Here is a 25967-nt window from a genome sequence, read left to right as displayed (position 1 = left end):
CCCTCCAAGTAATAGTGTAACATCCATGTGTATACATGGTCTTTTTCACACTGTCTACCTAAAGGGGATAATATCAGAATCCTCATCGTCTTTTTTCATTAACTCATTGCCTGAGCAACCTCTTTACGTACACGTCTTCCTTTTCCATGCGGAATACAAAGTGGTGTCCCAAATAATGGATCCGTACTGATTTGACACTCCATTCGGAATACATCACGTACTAGCTTCTCATCTACTACTTCTTCCGGCTTACCTTGTGCATATATTTGTTTATCTTGAATGGCTACAATATTGTCTGCATAGCGGCATGCTAAATTTAAATCGTGTAATACCATAACAATTGTTCTTTGTTCTATTTCATTTAATTCGAATAATAAATCTAGCACTTCAATTTGGTGAGTCATATCTAAATATGTAGTAGGCTCATCCAGTAAAATGATATCTGTATCTTGTGCAAGCGTCATTGCAATCCAAGCACGTTGACGTTGTCCACCTGAAAGAGCATGCACATCACGCTCAGCAAATTCTGTCATACCTGTTGCTGCAAGTGCTTTTTGTACCATTTCTTCATCTTTTTCTGACCATTGCTTCAGCCACGTTTGATATGGATAACGCCCTTGCTTTACAAGCTGCAATACTGTAAGTCCTTCTGGCGCTTGCGGTCCTTGCGGCAAAATTGCCATTTGACGAGCAATTTGCTTCGTTTGCATACTTTGAATGGCTTGATTATCTAGCAAAATGTCACCAGTTGTTGGCTTTAATAATCTAGCTAGTGAACGTAATAAAGTTGATTTTCCACAACCGTTAGAACCGATAAAGATTGTAATTTCGCCTTTTGGAATTTCTAAATTCAACTCATCAATAATAATTGCTTCACCATAAGACAGCGTCAAACGTTTCGTCTCCAATGCTTTTTGCATATTCATCTCCCTTTATGAATTCCGACTTTTATAAAGTAAATAAATAAAATAAGGTGCACCAATTGCTGATGTAAATACCCCTGCTGGAATTTCAAGTGGGGTAAAAACTGTACGCCCGATTAAATCTGCAGCAAGTACTAAAATTGCACCAACAATAGCCGCAACTGGGAGTAATGCACCGTATAAAGAACCAACTAGTCTTCGTGAAATATGAGGTGCCATTAAACCGACAAATCCAATTCCTCCGGCAAAGGCAACTGCTCCGCCAATTAAAGCTGTACTAAGTAATAACATGAATACGCGTGACTTCGTTAAAGGAACACCAAGTCCTACCGAAATATCATCCCCTAGCTCTTGCGCATTTAAATGCCTAGCAGCTATAAATGATATTACCGTTAAGATGAGAACCCACGGCGCAAGTACCATAACATTTTGCCATGAAGAACCGTAAACAGTACCTGTAATCCATACATTCGCTTGACTCGCTTGATAAATAGGCGCTAACAACATAAACAAAGTCGTTGCCGCTTTCGTTAACGCCCAAAAACCAACACCAATTAAAACGAGACTAATCGGTGATAATCCGTCATTTCTCCATGCAAATAAATATACAAAAAGCGCTACAATCGTTGCCCCAGCAAAGGCTGCGAGCGGCATATAATGAATGCTTACGGTTAGCGCATTGTTTTTATCACTAAATATAGCTAAAAAGAGTACAACTGCGACACTTGCACCACCTGTAATTCCGATGATATCTGGAGAAGCAAGTGGATTTCGAACGAGCCCTTGTAAAATACAGCCTGCTATAGCAAGCGCAATTCCTACAAGGATGGCAATTAAAATACGTGGCATACGAAACTTATTTACAACCATATTTGACATTGCGTCGCCATTTCCGATAATCGCTTGCCATACGTCATAAGGGGCAATTTTCATGTCTCCCATACCTGCACTCGCAAAAAATAATCCAATTAAAACAACTAGTAAACTGAATAAGACGAGACAAGCTCGTTTATACATTAAAAATGAGAATCCGTCTTTTCCTATTCGAAACGGGATATACTTCTTCATTTGCTAAGCCCTCTCTTACGTGCAATATAAATAAAGAATGGAGCCCCGATAAATGCTGTCATAACCCCTACTGGTACTTCTTGTGGCATAATGACATATCTTGCTGCTATATCAGCCAAGATTAATAATATTGCCCCTAATAATCCGCTATACGGCACTCTCCATCTGTGGTCGACTCCAACAAGAAATCTAGCAAAGTGCGGAGTAACAATTCCTATAAACCCAATGGGACCAGCAACCGCAACTGAACCACCAGACAACATTACAATAATAAGTAACACGAATGATTTCATTAAAATTGTTCGTTGTCCAAGTCCTTTCGCAACATCTTCCCCCATCATTAACGTATTTACTTTCCCCGCCATCATAAGAGATGCAATCCAGCCTATTAATAAATACGGGAATACAGATTGTAAAATTTCTAACTTTCTCCCTTGCACAGATCCGGCAAGCCAAAATAATACTTCTTCAAGCGCCTTTTCATTTAAAACAAGTAATCCTTGTGTTAATGATGAAAATAATGCACTAATTGCCACCCCTGCTAAAGTTAACTTAAGAGGCGTCGTCCCCTCTTTTCCTAAAGAACTAGAAGCAAATACAAGTACAGCTGCAACTGCTGCCCCTAAAAAGGCAATCCACGTGAAAGCTGATAATGATGTTACGGAAAAAATAACAATTGCTACAACTATGAAGAAAGCAGCACCTGAATTTAATCCAATAAAATCTGGAGAAGCAAGTGGATTCTTCGTTAAAGTTTGCATAAGACAACCTGCAATGGCTAAACTAGCACCAACACTAGCTGCAATTAATGCCCTTGGTAGACGCACATTTTGAATAATAATATGTTCATTGGAACCATTAAAATGAAAAAAAGCATCTAACGCTAATTTCCAACTCGTATTTGTATATCCGAAAATAATACTTCCCCAAATACAAGTAATTACTGCAATGATTCCAACAAATAACCCAATCCATTTTGCTTGATTTGTTTTTAATAACATGCAGCGTTTCCCCTTCAATGTATAATGATACGTTGTAAGTGTATTTCAACTTAATTCTCATTGTCAACGATAATGAGAACTATTTTCATTGATATGTATTGACAATCAAAAGATAAAAGCTTAATATCATGCTTGCTATTGAAAAAACTTCTCAGTATGTAGGGGGTACATAATGAAATTCGTGCAAAAGAAATCGTTTACAGTATTTGTATTTTTACTAGCCTTTTCACTACTTTTAAGTGCTTGTGGAAAATCAAATACGAAAGAAGAAACAAAAGAAGATACGAAAAAAGAAATGATTACGGTTGAACATGCAATGGGTAAAACAGAAGTTCCTGCGAATCCAAAACGTGTAGTTATTTTAACAAATGAAGGAACTGAAGCTTTACTTGAACTAGGTGTGAAACCAGTTGGGGCTGTAAAATCTTGGACTGGTGATCCATGGTATCCACATATTAAAGATAAAATGAAAGATGTAAAAGTTGTTGGTGATGAAGGACAAGTGAATGTGGAAACAATCGCTTCTTTAAAACCAGACTTAATTATCGGTAACAAAATGCGTCACGAAAAAGTGTATGAGCAACTAACAGCGATTGCACCTACTGTGTTCTCTGAGACGCTACGTGGTGAATGGAAAGACAACTTCAAATTTTATGCGAAAGCATTAAATAAAGAAAAAGAAGGTCAAAAGGTTTTAGCTGATTACAATAAAAGTATGAAAGATTTAAAAGCCAAACTAGGTGATAAAGTAAATCAAGAAATCTCTATGGTTCGCTTCATGCCTGGTGATGTTCGTATTTATCATGGCGATACATTCTCTGGTGTTATTTTAAAAGAACTTGGATTTAAACGTCCTGGAGATCAAAACAAAGATGATTTCGCAGAACGCAATGTATCTAAAGAGCGTATTTCTGCAATGGATGGTGATGTATTATTCTACTTCACATTCGATAAAGGCAACGAGAAAAAAGGCTCTGAATTAGAAAAAGAATATATCAATGATCCTCTATTTAAAAACTTAAATGCAGTAAAGAATGAAAAAGCATACAAAGTTGACGACGTTATTTGGAATACAGCTGGTGGTGTAATGGCTGCTAACCTACTACTAGATGACATTGAAAAACGCTTTGTTAAATAATACACCTCTAACCAGCTCCCTTCTACGGAGCTGGTTTTTTCATTTCACTGAAGTGTCACATTATTTCATTTTGTATTTTTATTCCCAATATGTTATATTATAAAAGTAAATAGAATATATTTTCTCTATATCAGAATAAATTTTTTAATCTAAATTTTCTGATTAATCATTATTTTATTTTCTTTTAGAATTCAATTATTACATTTGAAAACGCTTATCATCTCGTTTTCAGGGCAAAATACAGTAACGGTTGAAGAAAAATAGAACTTTTCTAGAAATTTTCTTTCTATTTCCATATAATTCTATTGACTTCTAAATATTTTGTGAATTAAAATAATTACATAAATATCCGTTATACAGGATTAGGGGGAAACAAAAATGGATGCAGCTTTAAAATTAGAAAAAGCTGGAGAACAACAATCACCAAAAAAACATCCACCAGGATTATATTTGTTGTTCTTAACAGAAATGTGGGAAAGATTTAGTTATTATGGAATGCGTGGCCTTTTAGTTCTTTATTTAACAACTGCTGCCGTTAGTGGCGGATTAGGATTTGATAAGGCAGTCGCAGTGCAATTATATGGTACTTTTACAGCAGCAGTATATTTCATGCCAATTATAGGCGGATGGCTAACTGATCATTATATTACAAGACGTCATGCCATTACTCTCGGCGGAATTATTATGGCGATTGGTAACTTTGTACTATTCTCCATGAATACAAAAACAGGACTATTCCTTGGATTAGTACTATTAGTTATTGGTAATGGATTCTTCAAACCAAATATTTCTACACTGTTAGGTGAATTGTATGACGAAAATGATTCACGTCGTGACAGTGCATTTACTATCTTCTATATGGGTATTAACGTAGGTGCTTTCTTCGCTCCACTTATTTGTGGATTTTTAGCAGAAGATTTCTTTAAAACAAGCGTTGACGGCGTTATGGTTATGGGATATAAATATGGATTCTTAGCAGCTTGTATCGGTATGATTATTGGACAAATTGTTTTCAACTTATTAGCTCCTCGCTACCTTGGTACAGCAGGAACAACAGTTGTTGGTAAAAAAACAAAAAATCAACCTGCAATCGAAAAGAAACCTTTAACAAAACAAGAAAAAAATCGCACTTGGGCAATTGTAATTTTAACTTGTTTCGTTGTATTCTTCTGGGCAGGCTTTGAACAAGCTGGTAGTTCTTTAACACTTTATACAGATAAATTTGTTGATCGTACAATTTTCGGATGGGAAGTTCCAACATCTTGGTTCCAATCCGTTAATCCAGCATTCATCGTACTACTTGCACCATTCGTATCTATGCTATGGTTAAAACTTTCTAAATCAAAACGTGGCGATTTAAAAGTACCAACAAAAATGGCATTTGGTATGATTTTACTAGGTATAGGTTACCTTGTTTTAACATTAGCGGTTCTAAAAACTGGAAGTACTGAAGCTGATATAACTGTTAAAGCAAACTTATTATTCATCGTTATCACTTATATGTTCCATACAATTGGCGAACTATTCTTATCACCAATCGGTCTATCAATGGTAAGTGCAATTGCACCTGTTAAATTAGCATCATTACTAATGGGTGTATGGTTAGCTGGTTCAGGTATGGCTAACTGGTTAGCTGGTAAGCTTGCTTCCTTTACACAATCATTAGGTTATCTTGAAGTATTTGCAAGTATCGGTATTATCGTTATCGTCCTAGGAGTTGTACTTCTTCTCTGCTCTAAAAAAGTTGCAAGTATGATGGAATAACACAAAAAAGACGCTTCTAAACATTTAGAAGCGTCTTTTCTATTACTTCTCCTCTAAAGCCGTCACGTTCACGTGAACGCTTTCTCCGGGATTAGATACATCATACACTTGAGCAACTCCACTCTGCTCGTCACAGCTCTCAATCCATACTGGTACGCCCTCATATGTAACGTCAATGCTACTTGAAGAAGATAAGATTTGTTTCACACGTTTTACATCCATACTACTATTCCTCCTTTTACTTACTACACTCCTTTCTATCTTTTCTTTTCCCTTTAGAATATATTCCATACAGTAGCATGTTAATTGGTAGCCTTTTCTTCCTTACATGCTAATATTTACTCTCGTATTACCTTTCTGACAAATAAAAAAAGACGTATATTCCACACGTCTTTTTCCATAATATTCAAATTTTAAGAAAATAATGTTTTTACAACTTCACTTACTTTATCATTATGAATTTGATAATACACTTCTAGTCCTCGTCTTTCAAAGCGTACTACTTTATTTTGTTTTAATTTCGTTAAATGTTGCGAAACCGTTGATTGTGGAATTTCTAACACTTCCTGTAATTGTGTTACATTACAAGTGCCACGTTGCATTAGTTCCATTACTAGACGTAGACGCAACGGATGCGCTAACGCTCTTAACATTTGTACATCTTCTTCTGAAATACGACATTCGAATTGATTTTGGCTCATAAAGTTCCCCTCATTTTCGTTTTTATTTTCTTTTTATTTATTTATATATCTGTTCTTATATTTCCTGTTACGACATAACTTTATCAACCTATAAAGCTGAAAATTTTTTCCACCTTTATCAGCAAAAAATTCAGGAAAAATTCCTTACTGATTTTGAATATTATACTATATGATATAATGAAAAAGCAAAAGTAAGGGCTATGAATACTTTGCTTACAAACGTTGTTTTATCAAGCTTTTTGTTATATTTTCACCTCACTGCAACGTACAGTAATGATATTGTAAAATACCGTCTATAATTGATAACCTATCGTAACGTATTTGGGTTATATTTAACCTCTTTGTTATGCTAAAAGGAATTTTCAGTAAAAAAGATAATGTAATATTAAAAATTGACTTATTGTTGTTTTAATTCGTATTGTACTTGCTCAGACTGTTATTCAAAACTTCCTATTAAATGCATTTGCCTTCTCTTTCTTACTAGATCAACTCAGACCAGCATGTGACCCCTATCAAATTTCAACATCATATATACTTAATGCAAAGACGTCATCTAACATATAAGATTAATGATATACGAACAAAGAAAACAATATAGAAATAACTTCAAAAAGCAAACTCAAATAGATTTGAGTTTGCTTTTTGTCTACTTTATGAACAAAGCATTTCTTTTAATACTATTATGGAATAATTATACTTTTTTACGTTGACAATAGTGTTGAAGGAGAATATACTAAGCATGTAAGTTGATTGTGAATTGTTTCACAAATAATGTGAATTTCTTCACATAAAATAGATAGGAGTTGTCATTATTATGAGTACTTGGACACAAATTTATGACCCATTAAACAATATTTGGTTATCTGCACTAATCGCAGCACTTCCAATTTTCTGCTTCATCATTTGTTTAATGGGACTAAAAATGAAAAGTTACATGGCTGGTCTTTACAGTGTGATTGTCGCTATTATTCTTGCTATATTCGTTTATAAAATGCCAGCAACCGTAGCTGTAGCATCTGCCGGATTCGGTGTTTTATCTGGATTTTATCCAATTTGTACTATCGTTATCGCAGCAATTTTCCTTTACAAATTAACTGTTAAAACAGAGCAATTCAACATCATTCGTGATAGTATTTCAAGCATTACAAATGATCAACGTTTACAAGTATTATTAATCGCTTATTCTTTCGGTGCTTTCTTAGAAGGCGCAGCTGGTTTAGGGGTTCCAGTTGCTATTACAGCTGCATTACTTGTAGGTATGGGCTTTAATCCATTAAAAGCAGCAGGTATTTGTTTAGTAGCTAACATCGCTGGTGGTGCTATGGGTGCTATGGGTATCCCAGTCACAGTACCAGCACAATTAACTGAGTTAGACGCATTAACTATCGGTCGTCAAACTGTTCTTATTTTACCATTCATTAGTATTGTTTTACCTTTCTTACTTGTATCAATGGTTGATGGAATTAAAGGTATTAAAGAGACTTGGCAAGGTATTCTTGTAAGTGGTGTTTCTTTCGCGGTTACTCAGTTCCTTGTAACTTACTTCTTAGGTGCAGAACTTACTAATATTTTCGCAGCCGTTGTAAGTATGATCTCTCTTGCATTATTCTTACGTGTTTGGCAGCCAAAATCTTCTACTCAAGAAGAAAAACAAGAAGAAAAAGTATCTCATACATTTAATCAAATTTTATATGCTTGGTCTCCATTCGTATTCTTAACTGCATTCGTAACAATCTTTAATTTAAAACCAATTAAAGCTTTATTTGCTCCGGATGGCGCACTAGCAAACTTAGTATTTAACATTCAATTCCCTGGTCTTCATAACGCTGTTATGAAAACTACACCTATTACAAAAGCTGATACACCTTTCGCAGCTGTTTTCAAATTTGATGTATTCTCATCTACAACTACTGCAATCGTATTAGCAATTATCGTTTCACTTATCGTATACCGTGTAAAAGGTAAAATGGTTAAAGAATTAATGGTTGAAACAATACAAGAACTAAAAGCTCCAGTATATACAATCTGTAGCGTTATCGCTTTAGCTTACGTAGAGAACTACTCTGGTATGTCATCTACACTTGGACTTGCATTCTCTTCTACTGGTAATGCATTCCCTGTTCTTTCTCCGATCTTAGGATGGATTGGCGTATTCATTACAGGTTCAGTAGTATCAAGTGGTTCATTATTTGCACCGCTTCAAGCAGTAACTGCAGATCAATTAAACATCGTTCCTTCTACTCTTGTTGCATTAAACGTAGTAGGTGGTACAATGGCAAAAATGGTTTCACCACAATCTGTAGCAGTTGCTTGTGCCGCAGTTGGACTAGTTGGTAAAGAATCTGTCCTATTTAAAACAGCAATGAAATACAGTTTAATCTTCTTAGCTATCATTAGCTTACTTCAATTAAACGCTGTATTTAATATCTTTTAAAAATAAAACACCGATCCAAATGGATCGGTGTTTTTTCACATTACATCTTCTTATTCTTTAATAAAGAAGCACCAGCAATTTCAGGATGCGTCATTTCGAATGGATCCAAAATAATATCCAATTCTTCTTCTGTCAGTACACCATGTTCTAAACATAACTCCCTAACAGATTTCCCTGTTTCAATTGCTTCACGCGCAATACGAGATGCTGCTTCGTAACCAATATGAGGGTTAACTGCCGTAATAATTCCAACACTTTTCTCAACATATTGCTTCAGCAATTCTTCATTTGCTGTAATTCCTTCAATACAATATTCACGGAATACACGGAATCCGTTATTCATAATACTTATAGATTGAATTAAATTAAATACGAGTACAGGCTCCATTACATTTAACTCTAATTGTCCTGCTTCTGATGCTAAACAAATTGTATGATCATTACCAATTACTTGGAAAGCAACTTGATTAATTACTTCTGCCATAACAGGATTTACTTTACCTGGCATAATAGATGAACCTGGTTGACGAGCTGGTAATTGAATTTCCGCCAATCCAACACGTGGACCAGATGCCATAATGCGAAGATCGTTTGCAATTTTAGACATGTTCATCATACATACTTTTAATGCCGCAGATACTTCTGTGTATGCATCTGTGTTTTGCGTTGCATCAACTAAATGCTCTGCACCAACAAGTGGGAATCCGCTAAATGTACGCAAGTGTTTAACCACTTGTTCAATGTAGGTAGGGTTTGCATTTAATCCCGTACCAACAGCTGTCGCCCCCATGTTCACTTCATATAAATGTTGGCGAGACTGTTTAATTCTTTTTATATCACGCGCAAGCACTCGGCTATACGCTTCAAATTCTTGTCCAAGACGAATCGGAACAGCATCTTGTAAATGTGTACGTCCCATTTTAATGACGTGATCGAACTCTTTTGCTTTTGCACGGAAAGCAGAATGAAGTTCTTCCATTGTAATAAGAAGTTCTTCTAACATCATAAGAGTTGCAATATGAATTCCCGTCGGAAACGCATCATTTGTTGATTGAGCCATGTTTACATGAGTGTTTGGGCTAATTTTTGCATACTCGCCTTTTTCATATCCCATACGTTCTAACGCTCGATTAGCGATTACTTCATTTGTATTCATATTAATAGAAGTTCCAGCACCGCCTTGGATTGGATCCACGATAAATTGATCGTGGTATTTTCCATCAACAATTTCTTGCGCTGCTTCTGCAATTTCATGTCCAATGTCTTTCGCTAAGTAACCAGTATCCATATTTGCAAGAGCCGCCGCTTTTTTCACAATTGCCATTGCCGTAATGAGTGACGGATGAATGCGATATCCTGTAATCGGGAAGTTTTCTACAGCACGTAATGTTTGTACCCCATAATAAGCTACACTCGGTACTTCCTTTTCACCTAAAAAATCTTTTTCTATCCGTATATCCTTCGTTGCTATCATTTTCATCACCTATACTTTTCATTCTAAATCCCTATCTAAAAAATTCGCCCTCTAAAAATACGAGTATCATTCAGAAGAATTTTTCAGTATCCACCTTCACTATATAGCACCTTTTTTGAAAGCGCAAACATTTATTTTTCTATATATACTTTTTATAAAAATTTATAGAAAATCATTCTTCTACCTTCTTTATTTCCACTCGTTTAATTTGATGCATATCCTTTTCAAGGACTTTAAAAGAAAAGCCGTGTTTTTCAATAATATCTCCTTCAGCAACGATTTGCTTTTGTACCATAATCCAGCCACCAATTGTATCTACATCATCAGCGATCAAGTGTATACCAAATAAATCATTTACTTCACTAATAAGCACCTTTCCCTCTACGATCTTACACCCTTCACTTATATGCTCTATAGGCGGGTGTTCATCTTCATCGTATTCATCTCGGATTTCTCCAACAATTTCTTCTAAAATATCCTCTAGTGTAACAATACCCGCTGTACCGCCATATTCATCATATAATACAGCTAATGGAATTCGTTTTCTTTGCATTTGTAATAACAAATCATGTATAGGAATATTTTCTAGCACTTCAATAACTGGCCTTGTATATGGCGTAATTGAGCACTCCTCATCTCGATTACCGTCCATATAACGAATAAATAAATCCTTTACATTAACCATCCCAATGATTTCATCTTTATCTTCACCAAATACGGGATATCTCGTGTACTTCTCTTGTGCGATTATTTTAATATGTGTTTCAAATGGTTCGTCCTCATATAAACCTACAACTTCCGTACGAGGTACCATAATTTCCTTTGCGACTCTATTATCGAATTCAAAAATATTATTTACATATTTAAATTCCCTTTGATTAATCTCTCCGCTCTCATAACTCTCGGATAAGATTAATCGTAATTCTTCCTCCGAATGAGCAACTTCATGTTCAGAAGCCGGATGTAATCCGAATAACCCTGTCACAAGCCTTGCAGAACCATTTAAAGCCCAAATAAACGGATACATTACTCGATAAAAGTAAATAATTGGCTTCGATAATAATAAGCTAACTTGCTCTGCCCTTTGTATAGCGAGCGTCTTCGGAGCAAGTTCACCAATGACAACATGTAAAAATGTAATCACTGCAAAGGCAATAATAAATGAAACTGTACTTGCAATTGCAGGAGATAAATGTAGTTTTAAAAACAACGGCTCGAGTAAATGTTTTATAGTTGGCTCTCCTAACCACCCAAGCCCTAAAGCAGTAATTGTAATACCTAACTGACACGCTGATAAATACTCATCTAAATTCGAAGTTACTTTTTTAGCTGCCAATGCTCCTCGTCGTTTTTCACTAACGAGTTGATCAATACGACTGCTACGCACCTTAATAATTGCAAACTCAACAGCTACAAAAAAACCTGTTAATGCAATAAGGATGGCTACCATCAATAATTTTATAATATCCACATATACCCTTTAGCTTTCTTAGCTAAAGTTACACCTCCTTTTAAAAAGAAGTTTCACTTTAGTTTCTTCATTTACGCAAAAGCAACCCTATATAAAATTCACCAATTTCAAACCTCATACAATTCTAAAGGTAGGCCGTCAGGGTCTTGAAAAAAGACGAATTTTTTTCCGGTTATTTCATCCATACGTATCGCTTCAGTCTCCACACCGCATTGTTTTAAATGGTTTACAGCCTCTCCTATATTTGTAACAGCAAATGCTAAATGTCTAAGTCCAGCCGCTTCTGGGAAACTTGGGCGCTCAGGTGGATTTGGAAATGAAAATAATTCAATTTGATACTCTTCCCCTACACATAAATCTAACTTATAAGAATCTCGTTCCTTTCTATATACTTCATTTATCGCTTTAAACCCCAATATCCGAGTATAAAAATCTTTTGACACTTCATAATTCGAACAAATAATTGCAACGTGATGCACTCTACTTATATTCATGACTTCTCTATTCCTTTCTTTACCAAAGATGCATATTCTCCCTTGAAATGAAAAACATATATAGCAGAATATCTCTTTTAGGGGGCTTACTATGAAATTTATTACTTTTTTCGTGGGACTTATCGTTGTTTTCTTCCTTGCTTATATTGCTAGCAACAATAAGAAACATATTAAATTTAAACCAATTTTCATCATGCTTATTATACAGTTGATTTTAACCTATTTATTATTAAATACAGAAATCGGTCTCATACTTATTCGGGTCATTTCCAGTCTGTTTACAAAACTACTCGAGTATGCTGCTGATGGTATAAACTTCGTATTTGGCGGTCTTGCCAATAAAGGTGAAATGTCATTTTTCCTTACTGTCTTATTACCAATTGTCTTCATTTCTGTTTTAATTGGTATATTACAGCATTTTAAAATATTACCATTCTTTATTCATTGGATCGGTTACTTCCTTAGTAAAATAAATGGTCTTGGGAAATTAGAATCTTATAACGCTATCGCATCTGCCATTGTAGGCCAATCAGAAGTTTTTATTACGGTTAAAAAACAATTAGCTCAAATTCCAAAACACCGTCTTTATACACTTTGTGCATCTGCCATGTCAACCGTATCTATGTCCATCGTAGGTGCCTATATGACGATGATTGAACCTAAATATGTAGTAACCGCACTCGTTCTCAATTTATTTAGTGGTTTTATTATCGTACTCATCATTAACCCTTACGACGTGAAAGATGAAGAAGATATTTTAGAAATTAAAGGCGAAAAGCAAAGCTTTTTTGAAATGCTTGGAGAATACATTCTAGACGGCTTTCGCGTAGCTATCGTTGTCGGCGCTATGCTTATCGGATTCGTCGCATTAATTAGTTGCATTAATGACCTATTCCTCATTATATTCGGCATTACTTTCCAGCAATTAATCGGCTACGTATTTGCGCCTGTTGCATTCCTTATCGGTGTACCTAGTTCTGAAATTGTCACAGCTGGTAGCATTATGGCAACGAAGCTTGTAACGAATGAGTTTGTAGCAATGATGGACCTTAATAAAATTTCTAATAGCCTTTCTCCTCGTACAGTTGGTATTATTTCTGTTTTCCTCGTCTCTTTTGCCAACTTCTCTTCTATCGGTATTATTTCAGGTGCAGTAAAAGGATTAAACGAAGAACAAGGAAACGTCGTTGCCAGATTTGGCCTTAAATTACTATATGGAGCTACTCTCGTTAGCATTTTATCTGCAATTATCGTAAGCATTATGTTGTAATTAGGTAAAATTTTATCATTTTCTTATCCCTATCTTTTGTATACAATAACGAATAGATGTCTTATAAAGTGAAACTTTACTCAGAGGGGGCTATCCCCCTCTGAGTATTAGTTGAACCAATCGGGCTTTTACGGGCAGTTAACTCCCACCTAACTTCCTTGCATTCGCTGGACTTTGAGGTGGGAGTTTTACTGCCCGTTAATGCAGGATAAATAATCAAGACATCTATTTTTTATACATGTACAATCGCTTTTATTTAGCGTACAATATTTTTTATGTGTTTGAATGCGCTTCTAGATGTATACACTTTGATAGTTTTAAAGGAGAAAAATGATGAAATCCGATGATATGAACAAAGATACCCGATCCCAAAAAGGACGCTCAAAGAAAAAACGCCTACTTTGGTTCCTTCTTATTCCATTACTGATTATAGCACTTGGAGCAGGAGGCTATTCCTTCCATATATACAGTAAAGCGAAATCTGTGTTAAGTAATGCCTACTCTGAACTGGGCCGCGGGGATAAATCCAGCAAACGTGAAAAAGCCGTGAAACCTATGACTGACAACATTTCTGTACTTATTATGGGTGTTGATGAAAGTGATATTAGGGACAAGAATTATGGAAAAGCAACTCGTACGGATGCGCTATTACTTGCAACAATTAATAAAAACGATAAATCTGTTAAACTTGTGAGTATTCCACGTGACTCACGTGTCTACATTAAATCACGTGATAAATACGATAAAATTACACATGCGCACGTATTCGGTGGTGTGGACAGCACAATTGATACCGTGGAGAAATTTTTAGATGTTCCAGTTGATTACTATGTAAAATTTAACTTTAAATCATTTATCAAAATTGTCGATTCTCTTGGTGGTATTACTGTCGATGTTCCAGTTGAGTTTACAGAACAAAATAGTAAAGACGAAGCAGATGCAATTCACCTCAAAAAAGGACGCCAACATTTAAATGGAGAAGAGGCATTAGCACTAGCTAGAACTCGTCATATCGATAGTGATTACATGCGCGGCCAACGACAACAGCTTGTTTTAGAAGCTATTGCTGAAAAAGCACTATCTCTTAATTCCATTAATAAAATCGGTGGTCTACTAGACGCTGTCGATAAAGACTTAAAAACAAATTTAACTTTTGATGATATGATGACAATTGCCAAAAATTCAATGGATTCCAATCTAAAAATGGACAAAATGCAAGTAGAAGGTACTGATAAATATATAGGTGGTATTTATTATTACGTTCCAAATGAAAAAAGCGTCAATAATATTTCGACAACACTACAAGAACATCTGGGTGTTACGAATAAAAATGAACATAAAAAATTATAATAAAAAGGCTGCTAGATCTTTCTAGACAGCCTTTTTATTATAATTTTCAACATATTTCTCGTACATATTGTGACAAAAAGAGACAATTGTTACAACAGTGTAACGTTTTTTATAAAAACATTACACACATAGTGGAAATAATAGTATACTAGTACGTACATAATGTTATTTTCATCATTTTTATACAAAAAATGTAATACATATATTTATACAAAAATTTCTGGGGGGAAATAAATGAAGCTAAGTAAAATACTGATTGGTTCTGCAATTACTGGAGGCATATTACTTTGTGTAGGCGGTGTTGGTGGATATCAATATGTATCCAAACTAAATAATCAATTAAATACTACTGCATTACCAAATACTACATTTGAAGGTATTTCTCTCGATGGAAAAAATAAAAAAGATATTCAAAAAATTATTAATCAAAAGGTAACTGAATTAGATCAAAAATCTCTTACCTACATATTCCAAAATGATAAACAAACTTACACATGGAAAGATTTAGGTATAAATTATAAAGAAAAAGATATTATCGACAAAATCTTTAAAGAACAAGAAGGAAATGCAATAAATCGTTACCAAATGCGGAAGCAGGCCGAAAACGGTGAATTAAAACGTGACTATAAATTAACAGCTCAATTAAATACAACTGCTTATGAAAGCTTTATGAAGGATAAATACAATGACACATTAAAAAATCCTGTTAATGCCGAATTAAGTGTTGAAGGCTCTACAGTAAATATTAGCCAAAGTCAAAATGGAGAAAAAATTGATAAAGGAAAGTTAACTGATTTAACGAAACAGGCCATCACTTCTGGCTCATCGGACGTTACATTACCAGTTACACTATTAAAACCTGAGCGTTCTACAGAAGATATACAGAAAATGGGGATTAAAGAAGTAATTGCTGAATATTCAACTCCTATGGCTGGCCGTAATGGAAATCAATCCTATAACGTAAATAAGTCAGCTAATACTTTAAGTGGAGTGATTGTCGCACCTGATGAAACGTTTAGTTTTAATGGCCGCGTTGGTGTAACGGATGCTGCACATGGTTATAAATCCGCAGCCGTATATTCACAAGGTAAGGTTATACAAAGTGCAGGCGGAGGCGTTTGCCAAGTTAGTAGCACATTATATAGCGCAGCTTTAAGGGCAGATTTAGGAATTGTTTCTCGAAGCAATCATTCTATGCCCGTAAATTATTTACCACTTGGGCAAGATGCAGCAGTGGCAGATTATGGTCCGGATTTAAAATTTAAAAACAATACAGGCAATCATATTTATATTCAAGCATTTTCAAATGGAGGCAGTATTACTACTCGTATTTTCGGAACAAATACTGGTAAAAATGTTGAAGTGTCTTCTCAAGTAATTAGCAGGACTAATGATAAAATAACAGCAGTTACATATAAAAAAGTAACACAAAACGGTGAAGTACTATCTAATGGACAAATTTCAAAAAGCGTATATAAAAGCGCTCCAAAACAATAAGACACTATCAAACGAATAAATTTAAAAAACAAAAAAGGCGTGATCTACTCACGCCTTTTTCTTTTGCAATAATAGTAAAAAAGCTTCAAGATGGTCTTTCGTTTCTTCTAAAGACCACATGCGATTTCCTTGCTTCGCAGCTAATACGCACGCCTCTTCCCAAGCGTTCTTTTTCTTCATATATAATAATTCATCGCGTAATTTCAAAACAATTTCTTCATCTTCTTGCTCTATAAACTCTTCCATCACGCCTACTATTTCATCCTCATGGATACTTAACGTACAATACGATTTGAGAAAATATTGTAATGTCGTATACATATTTACTCCCCCTTCTTATTTATCAGATGGATAAGAAGTAATGATCTTATATCCTAAATCTCCTGACTTATCTCTCGCCAAAACAGTAACAGTTTTTACTAACTTGTCTTTTACATTCATATTTTTCTTTATTACCGTTTTTCCAACTGGGAATGAATGAGTTGTATTTAATACGAGACGAGCCTCTTTAGAATTTTTTAACCAATCTTGAATTTCCTTATCATGCTGCTTCAAACTATCTTTTACAGCTTTCGTCGCTGTTTCCTTATCATAGTATGTACTTGCCGCTGATACTTTATCTGTCTTCAAGCGATTCTTCAAATCCTCTTCTGATTTTCCTACATGTCTTTCAATTGTATGACCATTTTTAGGTGGCCCTTCCATTTCATCTAAAATATTATCACTAATTTTTTCTACTGATGTCGATTGATTCCCTGTTTGTTTCTCTGTTTTTTGTTCTTTTCCTGCACATCCACTTAAGATCAGCATTAATGCCAATAAACTACTCAAGAAAAGACTACTTATTCGTTTCATCATATCACCTCTTCCATGATTATTATCGTAACTTCACTAAAAGTCAATTTCACAACGAAAAAACATATACATTTTTAAAATTCCTCATCAATTTTGCCATATTACCACCCTAATTTCATTAAACTACTATTTTGGACCCTCTCTGAAATATACCCCTATGTTTTTTTAATTATTTCCCGACTTTAATCACCACTTAAAAACACCGAACAAACCTTTTAAATACAGGATTTGTTCGGTGTTTTCCAAACTATAATAATATACCCCTTATTTTATATACCCAATACCCATATAAGGTATACACACGGTATTTTATCAACAGTTTCCTACATTATGTAAATTTGCACTTGCCTACACAATAGAAATATGGTGTAATGCAAAAAAAGATAAAGGATTTTAAACAATGGCTGAAACAATTCAAAACTTCTTAACAGACTATTATTCAATCGCAATTCCACTTAGTATCTTAATTAACGTCATCATCAGTCTTTTAGGTTTTATCCCTAGTATTTTTTTGACCGCTATTAACATACAGCTATTTGGTGTAACGAATGGAACTATTATTTCGATCACTGGTGAGGCATTAGGGGCTATTATCTCGTTTTATATTTATCGTATAGGCCTTCAGAAATTCACTCACAACAAAGTAAATAAGTATCCAAAGGTAGAACGCCTACTTTATGTAGAAGGTAGAGAGGCCCTTCTACTCGTTCTATCGTTTCGATTCATACCCTTCATCCCATCTAGTATCGTTACTTTATTTGCCGCTCTAGGCAAAATGTCATTACTCTCTTTCAGTATTGCCAGCACAATAGGTAAAATACCGGCTTTGTTAATCGAAGTATATTCTGCCTATCATGTCATGAATGGAACGAATGAAGCGAAGTGGATTGTAACAATTGCGGGCGCTATTGGATTGTTTTATTTGTGGAAAAAATGGAGAAAAAAATAAAGAAGGAGCATAGGCTCCTTCTTTATTTTTGAAGTATTTTATTAATAATACTCTCTTAAACCCTTAGTTTACACCAACAGCACTAAATGATTGCTTCACTGCTGCTACTTCCGCAGAAGTCGCACCATATAAATCAGCTGCAGCTTGTACTGCCCCAGCACGAGCTTGGCTAAATGTAGTAGATTGCGTGAAATATTGTGTGTTTGCACGGTAATAAATTGCACCTAACTTATCTTTACCAATACCAGTTACAGTTACACCAGAATGTGTACCGCCATTTGCTAATAAATAAGCTTGTTTGTTAATGATACCACTGTTCGTATGAACTCCACCGTTATCACTTGAACCAGTGTAACGCTTAGAATAATGGTCTGGGTCACCATATTTCGCTGGATCACTCATAGAACGAAGCGCATCTCCTGCTTTACCAGGCGTATAAATATCTTCACCAATCTCCCAATCTGGGTTTCGGTTATCATAGAATTCTACTAAAGTACCAAAAATATCAGAAATTGCTTCATTTAGCGCTCCTGATTCATTTTGATAAATTAAATCTGAGCTGTTTTCCGTAACAGCATGCGTTAATTCGTGACCAATTACATCAATTCCACCAGATAATGAAGTAAACGTTACACCATCACCATCTCCGTATACCATTTGTGAGCCATTCCAGAACGCATTATTATACTTACTTCCGTAATGAACTGTCGATTTTAACGGAGCTCCTGCATCATTAATAGAGTTTCTATTAAATGTAGCTTTATAATAATCATATGTTCTACCCGCATAGTAATGAGCATCTACTGCCGCTGCATCATAAGCTGCATTGAAAACATTATCCGCATCTGCCCATAATGTTCCTGGTAATGTTGAGCGGTTTTTCGCATCATATGTGAAAATCGTTGCTCCGCGCGTATTATCTTGTAAGTAGTAAGACGATCCAGATAACGTTGTATTAAGCGACTTTGTATCTCCTAATACACCTTTACCAGTTCCTACTTTATTCGTTCCTGTTACAGGCTTTACAACCGCCTTTGCTTCTTGTTTAGGAGCTTCTTGCTTAACCGGTGACTTATCTTCATTTGCTACATGATCAAGTTTATTATATTTATTTAATACTTTACCGCTTTCTGCTTCAATGAAATAGTAGTAGTTTCCTGGGCTTGGATCTAAGAAGTTTAGATTCACAACGTATGCATATGTTGTTTCTTCACCATTTTGATATACATATAAGTCCGCTTTTGGTTCTACCTCATATTTCGGTTTTACACCTAAATCTTGCTGCGCGATTTCAATTGCTTTTGCGCCTTCGATCTTATTTTTATTCTTCAACTTTTCCTTTTTGTCTAAATCAGGCGCAACTGTTCCAGACAATACTTTTAAAGAACCATCTTTACTTACGTGAGCTACTTGAGTAGATCCCCATACAGGTACTCCTTCATATACTTGTTGCATACGTACTACTGTTGCATCAGTTACAGCATCTTTTTTCACTTGTTTCACTTTGAAAGAATCTTGCGCACTCTTTTCCCCTAGTTTGTAATCACCTTTTGCCGCGTTTAAGTAATCAAACACAACAGATTCTGCTTTCTTACCAGTCGCTCCAGTTAAATCACCAGAAATAAACTCAGGTGATTGCACCGTTTCATTGTACTTCTTCGTAGAGAGCACATTTTTAGAATCCGCAAATGCAGAGCCTGTCCCTCCAAACGTTGTAACTGCCATTCCTGCCGCTAACACTAACGCTAAACTTTTCTTTTTCATGAATCTTCCCCCTAATAAATTATTTTTTGAAAAAGAGTAGTTTTATCGTAGCACTATGTTTCCACTATTAATATACTAAAAATTCAAATAATTATTTTCTCAAGTTTTGTAGAATTTTGAGGAACAAATATTGAAAAAACCCCTTTCCTATTGGAAAGGGGTTTCTCAATTATGAATTAATTTGTTGGACTGTTTTAGCTTCTTGACCAAGAGTATCTGGTTTCCATGCATATTGAATATCCAATACCACTGCCGCAATCGCCATAACTACAAATGTTCCTGCAATTAACTTTTTCATACTATTCCTCCTCTTTATTCTTCTAATAAATTTATCGCTAACTTATAGTAGCGATTACTTTCTTTAAAATCCGAATATTCTTCTAAATATTCAGCTAGTTCTAAGTATATCTTCTTTAAATCTTTTATATTTTCCTCTGCTTTAAAGAAAGGAACTACTTCTGTTTCTAGAAATTTTTTATAAACATCTCTTGCTTCAAAGTACTTATACTGCAGACTTAACAATAAATATAGCATCCCTTTATATCTATCATCTTTCCTTGCGGCATTGATACCTTTTTCAATCCATTTTGCTGCTTCCTCTATTTCTCCTAATTGAATACACTGTAATGAAAGCTCATACATAGCATCAATATAGTTCATATCCTCTTCTTTTTTATACTTTAGGCATTCTATATAGTACTCTTTTGCCTTGGTATAATTTTTTTGGCAATAATACAGGTAGCCAATATTATTTAAAGCAATAGAGAGAATATTATCTTTATCCGCAAAAGAAGTTGCTTCCCTTATGATATGATTATAAATTTCCATAGCTTCATTGTATTGTTTTTTTCTGGTATAACTAAAAGCAATTAAAAACTTGCAATTAATTATATTTCTAAATTTATATTCACTTTTAAAGCCCTCTAATGCCACATTAGCAAAGTATAATGTCATATGATCTATTTCTATCTGACTATATGTCAATGCTAAATTATAATATATTCCCGTTTCATAATATCCTAATTCTTTTGCCATTGCTTCTGTCTTTAACAAGTACTCTAATGCCTGTGTATATTTGTACTGTACAGAATATAATAATGCCTTATTATACGTATATAACATCTTCTGAAAAGGTGAGTATTTCTTATACACTTTCTTCAAATTATCTAATTCTTCTTCAACAGCAGGTAGATCTCTCTTCATCATTAAATAACGCGTATACAGCAGTTTATAATAATTTATAATTTCAAAATCCAAAACATGCTTCATTTCACCTTGTAATTCTTCATATATGCGCTCTACTTGTGGCTTGTCCAAATGAACTAGTGCATTCAACCATTCATCTAGCTTCCCCTTCACATCTTCTTCTACATCTCTCAAATCCGTCACGGCAATTTCTAACCTTGTGCAGAGCAATTGTAGAATTTCTTCTGATGCCTCGATCTTTCCATTTTCGATTTTACTTAAGTATGAGACAGAACAAATGCCCTGACATAATTCTTCTTGTGTCATTTTTTGCTGTAGCCGTTTATAAAAGACTTGTTTGCCTATTTTTTCTAATGTTTGTTGCATTGTCCTCCTCCATTCTCATTACCCCCATTACTCTAATAATACATAAAATCTTGAGAAATATAAATTGATAAATGTTAATTTTCTAAAAAATATGCAATATTTCATTTTTTTCCCTCTTGACTCTACTTCCATATCCATTCTTTGCTACGAACGATTAAAAATTGGTATACTATAACCAAATTATGGAGGTGTTTTCGCGATGACTTATTATAAAGACGATAGCTATGCCTTACATACAGATTTATATCAAATTAATATGGCTTATACATATTGGAAAGATGGTATTCATAATCGCCGCTCGGTGTTTGATTTATACTTTCGAAAGCTTCCATTCGAGAACGGTTATGCTGTTTTTGCTGGCCTTGAAAAGATTGTAGAGTACATAGAAAACTTCAGCTTTACCGAAAGCGATATCGCTTATTTAGCAGAATTACAATTTGAAGAAGAATTCCTTCAGTATTTACAAAATATGAAATTCACTGGGACCGTTCGAAGTATGCAAGAAGGTGAAGTTGTATTTAATAACGAGCCTTTATTACGTGTTGATGCACCGCTCGGCGAAGCACAAATTATTGAAACTGCCCTGTTAAACATTGTGAATTACCAAACATTAATTGCAACAAAAGCTGCTCGTATGAAGCATGCTGCAAATAACGATGAACTTTTAGAATTCGGCACAAGACGTGCCCACGAGTTTGATGCTGCTCTTTGGGGCACACGCGCTGCCTTTATTGGTGGTTTCTCATCTACGAGTAACGTACGGGCTGGGAAGCGCTTCGGAATACCTGTAGCAGGCACACACGCTCACTCTTTCGTTCAAGCATATCGCGATGAATATGTCGCGTTTAAAAAATACGCTGAAACTCATAAAAAATGTGTCTTTCTCGTTGATACATACGACACTTTAAAATCAGGTGTTCCAAATGCGATTCGCGTCGCGAAAGAGTTTGGGGATCGTATCGATTTTTATGGAATTCGCCTTGATAGTGGTGATATGGCTTATTTATCTAAAAAGGCAAGAAAACTACTAGATGAAGCTGGGTTTACAAATACAAAAATTATTGCTTCTAGCGATTTAGATGAATACACAATTATGCACTTGAAATCTCAAGGCGCAAAAATTGATGTATGGGGCGTTGGAACAAAATTAATTACGTCCTTTGAACAACCAGCGTTAGGGGCTGTCTATAAACTAGTTGCGATTGAAGATACTGATGGAAAGTTAAATGATACAATTAAAATTTCATCTAACCCTGAAAAAATTACCACTCCAGGACTGAAACGAATTTATCGCATTATCAATCGAGTTAACGATCATGCAGAAGGCGATTATATTGCATTAGATTCTGAAGAGCCAGGAAAAGAAGAACGTTTAAAAATGTTTCATCCTGTTCACACGTATATAAGTAAATTTGTAACAAACTTTGAAGCACGCGAACTGCATAAAGACATTTTCATTAACGGCGAAAGAACATATGAATTACCAGATATATTAGATATTCAAAAATATAACGAACAGAGTCTCGCACTATTTTGGGAAGAATATATGCGAACTTTAAATCCCGAAGAGTACCCTGTCGATTTAAGTCAAGAATGTTGGGATCATAAAATGAATTACATTCAAACTGTTCGAGAACAAGTTGAAAAAAATATACAAAAATAAAACAGAGAAGCTTTTCCTTCTCTGTTTTTTCAATACGATATGTATCTTTGTGGAAAATATATTAAAATAGTACGACAAATATTTTTTATTTGTAAATTTTAATATTGCGTTATTTATTTATAAAATAATATTTGTTATTATTTTATTGAGTCAATTTCAACAAAATAACCTAAAAAAGAGGACGCAGGTTGCGTCCTCTTTTTTATAAATCTTTCACTCGTAGTACACGCATTGCATTTAACACTGCAAGTAGTGTCACACCAACATCTGAGAAGACAGCTTCCCACATTGTTGCAATACCAAAAGCACCAAGTAATAAAACTAATCCTTTTACCCCTAATGCAAAGATGATATTCTGCCATACAATGCGTCGTGTGCGTTTTGCAATATTTAAGGCTGTTGCAATTTTTGAAGGCTCATCAGTCATAATAACGATGTCTGCCGCCTCAATCGCTGCATCTGATCCTAAACCACCCATCGCAATACCAACATCTGCTCTTGCTAATACCGGTGTGTCATTAATACCATCACCAACGAAAGCAACTTTTTCTTTTCCGTTCTTCGCCGCATCAATTTTTTCAATCTCTTCGACTTTTTGTTGCGGTAATAGTTCTGCGTGAACTTCATCTAAACCTAATTCTTTACCAACAGCTTCACCAACGGATTTTGCATCACCCGTTAACATGACTGTCTTCTTAATACCTAGTTCTTTTAATTTTTGAATTGCTTGTTTTGAATCTTCTTTTACCTCATCAGAGATAACGATATAACCTGCATATTCCCCATCTACAGCAACGTGAACTAATGTACCTACCGTTTCTGGTTGCTTAAATGTAATGTTTTCTTTTTTCATTAATTTAGCATTACCTGCAAAAATTTCTTTTCCTTGTACTTTTACGACTGTACCGTGACCAGAAATTTCGCTATACTCATCGATTATTTTTTCATCAATTGATTTTCCGTATGCCTTTCGAATAGATTGTGCAATTGGATGATTAGAATACACTTCAGCAAATGTTGCATACTCTAATAATTCTTCATTTGTAATACCTTCGCTTGGTTCCATTTTTGTAACTTTGAAGACACCTTTTGTTAATGTTCCTGTTTTATCAAAAACAATATATTTCACATCATTTAAAGCTTCTAAATAGTTACTTCCTTTTATTAACACACCACTTTTAGATGCACCACCAATTCCTCCAAAGAATCCAAGAGGAATTGATACAACTAACGCACATGGACAAGAGATTACTAAGAACACTAAAGCTCTATAAATCCATTCTGAGAATGTAGCTCCTTCTAAAATAAGTGGTGGAATAAACGCCATGATCGCTGCTGTAATAACTACAACTGGAGTGTAGTAACGCGCGAACTTCGTAATAAAGTTTTCTGTTGGCGCTTTTTTACTGCTTGCATTTTGAACTAAATCTAAAATTTTTGATACAGTTGATTCACCAAATTCTTTTGTCACTTCAATTGTTAATACACCATTTTGGTTCACAAAACCACTTAATACATCATTTCCAACTTCGACTTCACGTGGTACAGATTCACCGGTCAATGCTGAAGTATCTACCATTGATGTTCCTTCAACTACTTTTCCGTCTAATGGTACTTTCTCACCAGGCTTCACGATAATATAATCGCCGATTTGTACATCTTCTGGTGATACTTGTTTCGTTTCATTTCCAACCTTCACATTCGCATAATCAGGACGGATATCCATTAATGAAGTAATTGACTTTCGGGAGCGATTGACCGCAATACTTTGGAATAGTTCCCCTACTTGATAGAATAGCATTACCGCAACAGCTTCTGAATATTGTTGAATCGCAAAAGCTCCTAGTGTTGCAATTGCCATTAAGAAGTTCTCATCGAACACTTGGCCGCGAGTTATGTTTCTTACCGCTCTCCAAACGATATCTCCGCCTATTAATAAATACGCAAGGACGAATAACGGAATTGTTATCATTTGTGGTAAGCCCGCTAATGCAGCAATTGCTGTCAAAATTCCGCCGACCACTAATCGTCCTACCATCTTTTTCACATTTGCTTCACCATGGTCGTGACTATGTCCGTGGTCATGCCCACCTTTTTCTTCACGAACAACTTTCACATCTGGTTCTAACTTTTGAACGATATTTGTTATATTTGCTACAGTCGCTTCTAATTCTCTTTTATTCGCTACTTCAACTCTTAATTTCTTTGATACGAAATCAACAGTTGCTGCTGAAATAGACGGCATTTCCTTCACTTTATTTTCAATCTTCATCGCACAGTTCGCGCAATCTAAACCTTCTAATATAAACACTTCTTTTGCTACTTTTGTGTTGTTTTCTTCTTGCACTTTAATGTGCGGTTCTAATTTTGTAACGAGTTGTTTTGCTTCTGTAACAACTTCGCTTTCTGTATTTTGTGCTGTTTCTAAAACCATTGTTTTTGTCGCGAAATTTACAGAGCAAGAATTTACTCCTTCTATATTCCCAACGCCTTTTTCAATTTTCATTGCACAGTTCGCACAATCTAAACCTTCTAACACCAGTTTCTTTTTCACTAATGCTTCAGCCATCGTTCTCCCT

General features: G+C 35.0%; 22 protein-coding genes. 8 read left to right on the top strand and 14 right to left on the bottom strand.

Annotated features, from left to right (window positions below; all coding sequences use genetic code 11):
• Positions 1-98: 98 nt before the first annotated feature.
• Genes JDS82_RS23025 through JDS82_RS23015 form a run of 3 tightly spaced genes read right to left on the bottom strand, consistent with a single transcriptional unit; the run spans position 99 to position 2992 of the window.
• Entirely contained in the window at positions 99-920 is an 822-nt protein-coding gene (locus JDS82_RS23025; RefSeq protein ID WP_064449793.1) for an ABC transporter ATP-binding protein, read from the bottom strand.
• A 12-nt stretch (positions 921-932) separates the two neighbouring features.
• Positions 933-1991: a FecCD family ABC transporter permease gene (locus tag JDS82_RS23020; RefSeq protein ID WP_199714002.1), complete on the bottom strand. Its 1059-nt coding sequence runs from the start codon at positions 1989-1991 to the stop codon at positions 933-935.
• On the bottom strand, positions 1988-2992 hold the full coding sequence (locus JDS82_RS23015; RefSeq protein ID WP_199714001.1) for a FecCD family ABC transporter permease: 1005 nt from the start codon (positions 2990-2992) through the stop codon (positions 1988-1990). The genes JDS82_RS23020 and JDS82_RS23015 overlap by 4 nt, the downstream gene beginning before the upstream one ends.
• A 172-nt stretch (positions 2993-3164) precedes the next feature.
• Between JDS82_RS23015 and JDS82_RS23010 the strand changes: the two genes are divergently transcribed.
• Both JDS82_RS23010 and JDS82_RS23005 read left to right on the top strand, forming a co-directional pair.
• Positions 3165-4130 carry an ABC transporter substrate-binding protein gene (locus JDS82_RS23010; RefSeq protein WP_000673898.1) on the top strand — a complete coding sequence of 322 codons (966 nt, stop codon included), beginning with the start codon at positions 3165-3167 and terminating at the stop codon, positions 4128-4130.
• 378 nt (positions 4131-4508) lie between these two features.
• Positions 4509-5894, top strand: a complete 1386-nt coding sequence (locus JDS82_RS23005; protein ID WP_000338334.1) for a peptide MFS transporter — start codon at positions 4509-4511, stop codon at positions 5892-5894.
• 42 nt (positions 5895-5936) lie between these two features.
• Here the strand turns inward: JDS82_RS23005 and JDS82_RS23000 are convergent, their stop codons facing one another.
• A complete protein-coding gene (locus JDS82_RS23000; protein ID WP_000382688.1) occupies positions 5937-6116 on the bottom strand; it encodes an acid-soluble spore protein H in 180 nt (59 codons plus the stop codon).
• Between the two features lie 191 nt (positions 6117-6307).
• A complete protein-coding gene (locus JDS82_RS22995; RefSeq protein WP_000081429.1) occupies positions 6308-6595 on the bottom strand; it encodes an ArsR/SmtB family transcription factor in 288 nt (95 codons plus the stop codon).
• An 814-nt stretch (positions 6596-7409) separates the two neighbouring features.
• On the opposite strand from JDS82_RS22995, the gene JDS82_RS22990 reads away from it, so the two are divergent.
• On the top strand, positions 7410-9029 hold the full coding sequence (locus JDS82_RS22990; protein WP_000109126.1) for an L-lactate permease: 1620 nt from the start codon (positions 7410-7412) through the stop codon (positions 9027-9029).
• Positions 9030-9069: 40 nt separating this feature from the next.
• On the opposite strand, the gene aspA is transcribed toward JDS82_RS22990, so the two are convergent.
• From aspA to gloA2, 3 genes are all read right to left on the bottom strand, one after another.
• Complete coding sequence (aspA, locus tag JDS82_RS22985) at positions 9070-10503, bottom strand: aspartate ammonia-lyase (protein WP_000562162.1); 1434 nt, start codon at positions 10501-10503, stop codon at positions 9070-9072.
• Positions 10504-10675: 172 nt separating this feature from the next.
• The gene (locus tag JDS82_RS22980) at positions 10676-11974 is read right to left on the bottom strand and encodes a hemolysin family protein (RefSeq protein WP_000351385.1); all 1299 of its coding nucleotides are present in this window, start codon (positions 11972-11974) and stop codon (positions 10676-10678) included.
• A gap of 107 nt (positions 11975-12081) precedes the next feature.
• Complete coding sequence (gloA2, locus tag JDS82_RS22975; RefSeq protein ID WP_048567112.1) at positions 12082-12468, bottom strand: SMU1112c/YaeR family gloxylase I-like metalloprotein; 387 nt, start codon at positions 12466-12468, stop codon at positions 12082-12084.
• A gap of 91 nt (positions 12469-12559) precedes the next feature.
• On the opposite strand from gloA2, the gene JDS82_RS22970 reads away from it, so the two are divergent.
• From JDS82_RS22970 to JDS82_RS22960, 3 genes are all read left to right on the top strand, one after another.
• Positions 12560-13738, top strand: a complete 1179-nt coding sequence (locus JDS82_RS22970; RefSeq protein WP_061673511.1) for a NupC/NupG family nucleoside CNT transporter — start codon at positions 12560-12562, stop codon at positions 13736-13738.
• 330 nt (positions 13739-14068) lie between these two features.
• On the top strand, positions 14069-15088 hold the full coding sequence (locus tag JDS82_RS22965) for an LCP family protein (RefSeq protein ID WP_346011123.1): 1020 nt from the start codon (positions 14069-14071) through the stop codon (positions 15086-15088).
• A 234-nt stretch (positions 15089-15322) separates the two neighbouring features.
• Complete coding sequence (locus JDS82_RS22960) at positions 15323-16585, top strand: VanW family protein (RefSeq protein ID WP_000777385.1); 1263 nt, start codon at positions 15323-15325, stop codon at positions 16583-16585.
• A gap of 48 nt (positions 16586-16633) precedes the next feature.
• Here the strand turns inward: JDS82_RS22960 and JDS82_RS22955 are convergent, their stop codons facing one another.
• Both JDS82_RS22955 and JDS82_RS22950 read right to left on the bottom strand, forming a co-directional pair.
• Positions 16634-16906 (bottom strand): hypothetical protein, encoded by a 273-nt coding sequence (locus JDS82_RS22955; protein WP_000288799.1) that lies wholly within the window; start codon positions 16904-16906, stop codon positions 16634-16636.
• Positions 16907-16921: 15 nt separating this feature from the next.
• Complete coding sequence (locus JDS82_RS22950) at positions 16922-17440, bottom strand: RNase A-like domain-containing lipoprotein (protein ID WP_000822712.1); 519 nt, start codon at positions 17438-17440, stop codon at positions 16922-16924.
• A 400-nt stretch (positions 17441-17840) separates the two neighbouring features.
• On the opposite strand from JDS82_RS22950, the gene JDS82_RS22945 reads away from it, so the two are divergent.
• On the top strand, positions 17841-18389 hold the full coding sequence (locus JDS82_RS22945; protein ID WP_199713999.1) for a TVP38/TMEM64 family protein: 549 nt from the start codon (positions 17841-17843) through the stop codon (positions 18387-18389).
• A 63-nt stretch (positions 18390-18452) separates the two neighbouring features.
• Here the strand turns inward: JDS82_RS22945 and JDS82_RS22940 are convergent, their stop codons facing one another.
• The 3 genes from JDS82_RS22940 to JDS82_RS22930 form a co-directional block, all read right to left on the bottom strand.
• Positions 18453-20153, bottom strand: coding sequence for a M4 family metallopeptidase (locus JDS82_RS22940; protein WP_000730359.1), 1701 nt, complete (start codon positions 20151-20153; stop codon positions 18453-18455).
• Positions 20154-20322: 169 nt separating this feature from the next.
• Entirely contained in the window at positions 20323-20451 is a 129-nt protein-coding gene (locus tag JDS82_RS22935) for an NprX family peptide pheromone (protein WP_000733137.1), read from the bottom strand.
• A 14-nt stretch (positions 20452-20465) separates the two neighbouring features.
• Positions 20466-21725, bottom strand: coding sequence for a tetratricopeptide repeat protein (locus JDS82_RS22930; protein WP_199713998.1), 1260 nt, complete (start codon positions 21723-21725; stop codon positions 20466-20468).
• A 199-nt stretch (positions 21726-21924) separates the two neighbouring features.
• On the opposite strand from JDS82_RS22930, the gene JDS82_RS22925 reads away from it, so the two are divergent.
• Positions 21925-23388, top strand: coding sequence for a nicotinate phosphoribosyltransferase (locus JDS82_RS22925; protein ID WP_000222903.1), 1464 nt, complete (start codon positions 21925-21927; stop codon positions 23386-23388).
• Positions 23389-23590: 202 nt separating this feature from the next.
• Here the strand turns inward: JDS82_RS22925 and JDS82_RS22920 are convergent, their stop codons facing one another.
• Entirely contained in the window at positions 23591-25957 is a 2367-nt protein-coding gene (locus JDS82_RS22920) for a heavy metal translocating P-type ATPase (protein WP_048567114.1), read from the bottom strand.
• Positions 25958-25967 lie beyond the last annotated feature (10 nt).

Origin of the sequence: Bacillus cereus group sp. N14, from assembly GCF_016483555.1 — a bacterium.
Lineage (GTDB): Bacteria > Bacillota > Bacilli > Bacillales > Bacillaceae_G > Bacillus_A > Bacillus_A wiedmannii.
The sequence above is the reverse complement of the archived record's forward strand: the minus strand, read 5'-3'. Positions and strand labels throughout refer to the sequence as shown.